The 7,403-nt window shown below is 44.7% G+C and carries 1 protein-coding gene; it reads left to right on the top strand.

Translation table 11 applies throughout. The features are described from left to right. Positions 1 to 7,403, top strand: a 7,403-nt coding sequence (locus Q4546_RS18870) for a tandem-95 repeat protein (protein WP_303446838.1), incomplete at both ends; no start/stop codon positions are given.

Genomic DNA, 7,403 nt, shown 5'->3' with positions numbered 1-7,403 from the left:
GAGCAGCTATTAGCGAACTCAAGCGATGTGGATGGCACCGTCAGCCTAGACTCAGTGTCATACTCTGGTACCGACGGCATATTAACGAATAATCTTGATGGCTCGGTCACTTTCTTCCCTAATGAGAACTTCAACGGCGAAATCAGTCTTGATGTCACCATCATCGATGATGACGGCGCGACCGCTGAAACCACCGCAGGCATCACCACACTCGCGGTCAATGATGTGCCAGTGGTTGATGGTAACCTGGCTTACAATGTCGATGAAGATGGCACCATTACTCTCAGCCAAGAACAATTACTTGCCAATGCATCTGATGTAGACGGTGATGATTTAACCGCTGAAGGGCTTAGCGTTGCTGGTAACGCAACAGTTGTGGCGAATGACGATGGCAGCTTCACCATTACCCCAGATGCCGACTTTAATGGCGACTTAGACTTAAGCTTTGATGTCTCAGATGGCACCACCACAGTGGCCACCGGTGTTGATTTAACCGTTAACCCAGTCAACGATGCACCGATTGCGGGTGCCGATATTTATATTCAAGCAGAAGAAGATCAAACCGTTGGCGTTAGTCTTCGTGAAGAGCCTGCTATTCGCCTCGATGCACAACCTGAGTTTGGTATTGTACAAGCCAATATCAATGATGAATGGGTGACGTTAGAGGTAGGACAAGAATTCGCGCCTGATACTGAAGTACGCTTTGTTGCTGATGAAACCGCAGTTACTGATTCTACTCATACTAGTCAAATCGGTACCTTCGATGATAATGCGACAGTTGATGATTGGGGCACAGAAATAGATTCACATACCCGTGAATTTACTGATGGCGACTTAGTAGTTACCACCCAGAGTACAGATGGGCCGTTAGGCGCTTGGAATGGTAATACTCATATTGGCCATGGTATTGGCGATACCGATAGACAAGGTTTAAGTGGTGATGAGCAGCTAGTTATTAATGTTGAAGGTCAAGATATTAATGAAATCAGCTTCGAACTAGATGGCTTAGGTGGTTGGTTTGTTGAAGGATCTAAAAACTTCACTGAAGTAGAAATTAGGGCTTTTGATGCCGATGGTAACCTCATCGACTCACAAACTTATCATAAAGATGATAATAGTAGTTTCGAGCATACGTATACCCTTACCACGGATGAACCCGTAGCACGATTTGAGTTAGGCACAATTGAAGGTAACGGCACTTATGTGGTGCAGAATATGTCTGTATCGCAGACGTTACCTGATGATGTGGTCTTTACATCGATTGCCGTAGATGGCACTGAAGTAACAGAAACAATTGAGCTGAACCTTCACGCTGGTGATCAAGATATCGATTTATCTGCAGAGCTTCCTGTTGTGACAAGTTCAGAAGGGGCAGATGGTTTTGCTTCTATTGTGATAACCGAGGAGCAGTTGCTTGCACAAGCTTCTGATATTGATAGTGAAAATCTCGATATCATTAATCTTGAGTTAAACGATGAGAATGCAACGCTAACCGACAATGGTGATGGCACTTGGACCCTTACCCCAGATGAGAATTTCTCGGGGGATATTGACCTAACTTATCAAGTGACTGATGGTGAGTTAGTTGATGACAATACTATCCATATCAACTTTGCTGAGGTCAATGATGCACCAATTGCATCTGGACCAATAGTCCTTAGCACTGAAGAAGACAACTCTATTAGCTTCACTGATGCTGATTTACTTGCGAATGCATCTGACATTGAAGGTGATGATTTATCTATTCAAGATGTGAGTTACAGCGGTAATGCCGGTGAGTTAATTACCAATGACGATGGTAGTTACACCTTTGTTCCCAACGAAAATTTCAATGGTGACGTCGACTTAAGTTATGGCATTAGTGATGGTCAAGATGTTACAACCAATAATATTGATTTAACTGTTATCCCTGTTAATGATGTCCCTGTTGCAGGGGCGCCATTAGATTTACAAATGCTCAATGATGGCACCATGACCATTAATGCATCTAGCTTATTGTCAGGTGCAAGTGATGTTGATGGCGATATTCTTCATATTGAAGATTTAGTGCTGACCAATCAGCTGGATGGTACTTTGGTCGACAACGGTGACAATACCTTTAGCTTCACGCCAGCAGAAGGATTTACCGGCAATGTGTCTTTGTCATTCGAGGTTAGTGATGGCCAAGCATCTGCTCCTAGTTCATTAAATATTACCGTTGAAGAATACAACGAAGGCCCTGAAGTCTCTGGCCCAGTTGCGGTAACTGTGGATGAAGACGGCAGTATTACCCTATCTCAAGAAGAATTACTCGCCAATGCCAGTGATGTCGATGGTGATTCTCTGGCCGCAACCAATCTTGTTACCAACGATGAAAATGCGACTGTCGTACAAAATGACAATGGCAGCTTTACGATCACCCCAAGTGAAGATTTCAATGGTGACATCCAATTTACATACGATGTGACTGATGGTATTGAAACGGTTGCCACTGAATTAGATCTAACGGTTACGCCAGTTAATGATGCTCCAGATGTTCCTGATCTTTCATTTAATACCATGGAAGATGAAGCTATAACGGTTACTACCGAGCAGTTACTGGCTCAAGCAACGGATATAGAAGGCGATGAGTTATCTGTTGTTAATGTCACATCGCAAGATCCAAACGTTGAAGTCATTGATAATGGCGATGGGACTTATACGCTAACCCCACAAGCGGAATACAGCGGTACCGCTAGCTTGAGCTTTGATGTCAGTGACGGCACTGATGTGGTTTCGGCCGATATTAGTCTTAATGTTGAGTTTGTAAATGATGTCCCTGAAGCTGGGCCTATTGTTGCTTCTGTAGACGAAGATGGCACAATTTTAGTTACTCAAGAAATGCTACTTGAAAATGCATCAGATCAAGATGGTGATTTCTTAAGAGCCGATGGTTTACAAACTAACGATCCAAATGCGACCGTTGTCGATAATGGCGACGGTACCTTTAGCGTTACGCCTTTTGCTGATTTTAATGGCGATATTGTCTTTAGTTATGATGTTTCGGACGGTGAAACTGACACACCTACAGAGCTGACTCTGACAGTTAATCCAATTAATGACGCGCCTGAAGTGCAGCCGCTTAATTTTGCAATTCAAGAAGATGGAACATTAATCTTCACAGAAGAGCAATTATTGGCACAAGCGACAGATATCGAAGGTGATGAGCTTAGTATTACTGATGTATCTTACAGCGCAGATGAAGGTACATTGACGAATAATGGCGACGGTACTTACAGCTTCACTCCGAATGAACATTTTAGTGGCAATATTGAGGTCGATTTTAGTGTGTCAGATGGCACAGATGAGGTATCACAAAGTATTGGTGTTGCCATCGAAGCCGTTGCTGATGCTCCTGACTTAACAGTAACAACCGGTGATGGCGATGTCGTCACTGATGAAGTGATTGTGGTAGAGCCCGGTTCAACCACGCAACTTAATATTGATGCAAGTCTAGTGGATCAAGACCTTTCTGAAACCCTTACGGTTGAAGTAAATGGTTTACCAGAAGGTTCAGTACTGACCTATGACGGCGAAGCGCTGTTTGACGAACAAAGCAGCGGTATTACCAGTTACGACAATACCGATATTACCGTGACGTTCCAGGGCGAAACTGCCGGATATCAAAATACGGCGGGTTACTATACCGTTGATGAAGAAGGTAATATTACAGGGGTACAAATTGGTTTTGAAAATGCTTCTGAAGTGGGCTCTGGCGGTGAATTAATCCCAGGTGAATCATCCTTCACGTTTGATGTCGAGGCGGGTGAAAGCTTCAATCTATTTGTGATCCCAAATGGTTTCAATCGTAATGACTTTGAGAATATGCAGGACGGTACATTTGAGTTCCGCGATGCCGATGGTAACCCTGCGACTATCGACTCAGTCGACCCGCAATTGGTTCACATTAGTGAAGATGGCGTCGAAACGCCGATTTTAAGTCAATTTGGTGATGCGATTTTCCATGGTGGCAGCAATAGCAATCTTAACGAAGATGGCATAGAGCATACGAGAACCACACTGAATGAAGATGGCGATATTGTTTACGGTGTTGAAGATCTCTTTGGCGGCGGAGATCAAGATTTTGATGACTTCACATTTACCATTGATGTTGGTGAAACAAATAGCCAAATTTTCCAAGGTGAAATTGTTGTTGGTGAAGATGGCAGCGTTGTTATCCCAACCACTGTGTTGGATCAAAACCTTGCAGTTACCTTCCCTGAGGATTACACCGGTTCAGCATCGTTAGAGATCATCGCAACAGCCACTGAACTGTCAAATGACGATCAATCTAGTACTGTTCAAACGATAAACTTTGAAGTTGACCATGCACCTGATTCTGATGCAGTTACCGCACAGGTTGATGAAGATGGCTCAATCACTATTACTCAAGCTGATTTATTAGCGAATGCGACCGATCTTGATGGTGATGATTTAGTTGCCGTTAATGTCAGCTCTGATGATGACAATGTCACATTGGTCGACAATGGTGATGGAACATACACAGTTATCCCTGATGCGGACTTCAACGGTGAAGTATCGTTTAGCTTTGATGTCAGTGATGGCGATCAAATCGTCTCCACTGAATTAAATCTAAGTGTTAACCCTGTTAATGATGCTGCTCTAGCGCAAGATCAAAGCTTTAGCATGAACGAAGACGGCGTGATCATCATTACCGATGAGCAACTGCTTGTTGGTGCCACCGACATTGAAGGTGATAATTTAACTATCGCCGATGTGAGTTACACAGGTACCGATGGTGTGCTCACCGACAACGGTGATGGTACCCATAGCTTCGCGCCAAATGAAAACTTTAATGGTGATGTGCAACTTGAATATGGGGTAAGCGATGGAACTGAAGTGACCCCAGCTAACATTGATATCGCTGTTGCCGATGTTAACGATGCACCGGTAGCGGGTTCAACTTCATACACAGTCAACGAAGATGGCCAAATCACCATTAGCCCTGAGCAGTTACTGGCAAACTCTAGTGATGTTGATGGTAGCGTTAGTTTAGATAGCGTGAGCTACTCAGGCACCGACGGTATTCTGGTTCAAAACTCGGATGGCTCAGTGACCTTCTCGCCAAACGAGAACTTCAATGGTGATATTAGCCTCGATATCTCAGTCATCGATGATGATGGGGCAGTGGCGCAAACCACAGCAGGCATTGAAGTCATTGCGGTGAATGATGCACCCGTTTCGGGTGATCTGGCTTACAGTGTTGATGAAGACGGCAGTATTACCCTGTCTCAAGAGCAATTGTTAGCCAATGCCAGTGATGTAGACGGTGATGACTTAACTGCTGGAAATCTAACTGGCGGTAACAACGTTACTATTACAGAGAACGACGATGGTTCATTTACCCTGACTCCAGATGCAAACTTCCATGGAGAAATGGATATAAGCTTTGAGGTTTCTGACGGTGGAACCACAGTTCAAGCCAACATTGATCTGACTATTAACCCTATAAATGACACAACAGTAGGAGTGGAAGATCAAGCTTACACTGTCGAAGAAGATGGAACCTTAATCTTCACTGATGAGCAATTGCTTAAGGGCGCAACAGACATCGATGGAGACGACTTATCCGTTAGTGGTGTTGGATACAGTGGTACCGAAGGTGTATTCACTGATAATGGCGATGGAACATATAGTTTTGCGCCAAATGAGAACTTTAATGGTCAAGTTGAACTTAGCTTCTCGGTCACTGATGGAAAAGAAACCGTTGGCGCTAATATCGATATTACAGTAACTGATATTAATGATGCACCGGTAGCAGGCAGCACAAGTTACACAGTCAACGAAGACGGCCAAATCACCATTAGCGCTGAGCAGCTATTAGCGAACTCAAGTGATGTGGATGGCACCGTCAGCCTAGACTCAGTGTCATATTCTGGCACCGACGGTATCCTGGTTCAAAACCAAGATGGCTCAGTGACCTTCTCGCCAAATGAGAACTTCAACGGCGAAATCAGTCTTGATGTCACCATCATCGATGATGACGGCGCCACTGCTGAAACCACCGCAGGCATTACTACACTGGCGGTTAATGACGCACCTGTAGTTGATGGCAATGTCGCTTACTCAGTGGACGAAGATGGCTCAATTACCCTAAGCCAAGAGCAACTGCTGGCGAATGCAACCGATGTTGATGGTGACAGCCTAAGCGCTGAAAACCTATCAGTAGGGGATAACGCCACCGTTGTGGCTAACCCAGATGGCAGCTTCACGATTACCCCAGATGCGGACTTTAATGGCGACTTAGACTTACGCTTTGATGTCTCAGATGGCACCACTACCGTGGCGACAGGCGTTGATTTAACCGTTAACCCAGTTAACGATGCCGCGGTTGCCCCTGACGTTGAATTCAGCATGAATGAAGACGGCATTATCATCATTACCGATGAGCAGCTGCTGGCGAATGCGAGCGACATCGATGGTGATAACCTATCTGTTGATACGGTGACGTACAGCGGCACTGACGGTGTGCTTACCGACAACGGTGATGGCACCCATAGCTTTGCACCAAATGAAAACTTCAATGGTGATGTGCAATTAGAGTTTGGTGTAAGTGATGGCACCGTTGTGACCCCAGCCAACATTGATATCGAAATCGCAGAAGTGAATGATGCACCAGTAGCGGGTTCTACTTCATACCAAATGAACGAAGATGGCAGTATCACGTTAAGCCCTGAGCAGTTACTTGCCAATGCAATTGATATCGAAGGTGAAGTGGCGCTAGATAGTGTCAGCTATTCAGGCACTGATGGTGTGTTAGTGACCAATCAAGATGGCACGGTTACCTTCTCACCTAATGAAAACTTCAACGGCGATATTAACTTAGATGTGTCTGTTGTGGATGAAGCTGGTGCAATCACTGTTGGTAATGCAGGCATTGAGGTTATCGCAGTCAATGATTTACCGATTGCAGGCCCTGTTTCTTACACTATCGATGAAGACAGTGTGCTGACATTTAATGAAAGCCAAATCTTAGCGAATGCATCAGATATTGAAGGTGATGTCTCATTGGTTGAGATTAGTTATACAGGCCCTGATGGTATTTTCAGTGTTAATGGTGATGGGACTTGTAGCTTTGCCCCTAATGAAAACTTCCATGGCGAAGTGACACTGGATATTGTTATTCAGGACGAAGAGGGCGCAACGGTTACTACACAAATGACAGTGGATGTGTTGCCGATTAACGATGCCCCTGTGTCAGGTAATTTAGCGTATTCGGTTGACGAAGATGGCTCAATCACCTTATCGCAAGAACAACTATTAGCTAATGCAACTGACATCGATGGCGACAGCCTAAGCGCTGAAAACCTATCAGTAGGGGATAACGCCACCGTTGTGGCTAACCCCGATGGCAGCTTCACGGT

It is taken from the genome of Shewanella sp. 4_MG-2023, from assembly GCF_030548015.1.
Lineage (GTDB): Bacteria > Pseudomonadota > Gammaproteobacteria > Enterobacterales > Shewanellaceae > Shewanella.
Note: the sequence above shows the minus strand (reverse complement) of the source record. Positions and strands in the feature narration are given on the sequence as shown.